The sequence below is a fragment of the uncultured Roseobacter sp. genome (assembly GCF_947495275.1).
Classification (GTDB): Bacteria; Pseudomonadota; Alphaproteobacteria; order Rhodobacterales; family Rhodobacteraceae; genus Roseobacter.
This window is the reverse complement of sequence record NZ_CANLYL010000052.1, coordinates 1-1,217: the sequence shown is the minus strand read 5'-3', so window position 1 is coordinate 1,217 and position 1,217 is coordinate 1. Positions and strand designations below refer to the sequence as shown.

Annotated in this window: 1 protein-coding gene; it reads left to right on the top strand. The window is 55.8% G+C overall.

Features of this window, described 5'->3' with window-relative positions; genetic code table 11:
• The first annotated feature begins 56 nt into the window (after positions 1–56).
• A protein-coding gene (locus Q0802_RS24635) for an IS3 family transposase (RefSeq protein WP_298922657.1) occupies positions 57–1,183 on the top strand; the annotation gives its coding sequence in 2 pieces (ribosomal slippage) (positions 57–321 and positions 321–1,183; 1,128 coding nt in all).
• The last annotated feature ends 34 nt before the right edge of the window (positions 1,184–1,217 follow it).

The window sequence follows — 1,217 nt, the reverse complement described above, 5'->3', positions numbered from 1 at the left end:
TGATCCTCCCCCGCTGAAGTGGTCCGGCCCTATAGTTAGGAAACGGAGGATCAAAGATGGGAATCAAACGACACAAGCCGGAAGAGATTGTCACGAAGTTGCGACAAGTTGAGGTGCTGTGCGGCCAAGGAATGCCGCGGGTAGATGCAATCCGTCAGGTGCAGATTACTGAGCAGACGTTTTATCGCTGGCGTAAGCAATACGGTGGTATGGGAACCGACCAACTGAAGGAACTCAAACGCCTTCAAAAAGAGAATGACCGGCTGCGCCGCGCCGTCTCGGACCTGACTTTGGACAAGCTCATCCTGTCGGAAGCCGCACGGGGAAACTACTGAGCCCTTCGCGTCGTCGTGCCTGCATTGAGCATGTACGAGGCCAGTTCCACATCTCAGAGCGACGCGCATGCCGTGTCTTAGGACAGCACCGATCCACACAAAGGCGGGTGCCGGTTGGTCGTACTGATGAAGAGCGCTTGGTGGCCGACATGATCGAGTTGACGCGCCAGTATGGTCGGTACGGCTACCGCCGGATCGCAGCTCTACTCAGAGACGCTGGATGGTTGATCAACGACAAACGTGTCGAACGACTGTGGCGACGTGAAGGGCTCAAAGTGCCAATGAAACAGCCCAAGAAGGGGCGGCTCTGGCTGAACGATGGTTCGTGCGTCCGATTGCGCCCAGAATACCGCAACCATGTCTGGTCGTATGACTTCGTGCATCATCGGACGGATGACGGGAAAGCGTTCCGGACACTGAATATCTTGGACGAACACAGCCGGGAGTGTTTGGCAATCCGGGTAAAGCGAAGGTTGAACTCGACCGAGGTCATCGACGCCCTGACAGACCTGTTCATCCTGCGAGGCGTTCCTGCCTACGTCAGGTCCGACAACGGTCCAGAGTTCATTGCTCAGGCCGTCAGGGATTGGATTGCAGCCGTTGGCGCAAAGACCGCCTACATTGAGCCGGGATCCCCTTGGGAGAATGGATATTGCGAAAGCTTCAATGCACGGTTCAGAGATGAGCTGTTGAACGGCGAGGTGTTCTACTCACTGCGCGAAGCCGAAATCCTGATCGAAGAATGGAGGAAACACTACAACACCAAGCGACCACATAGTGCTCTGGGCTACTGCCCTCCGGCTCCCGAAACCATCATCACGATGGCAACAAGGCCAATCATGCACTAACATTCAAAACGGACCACTCAGGTGGGGCTGATCA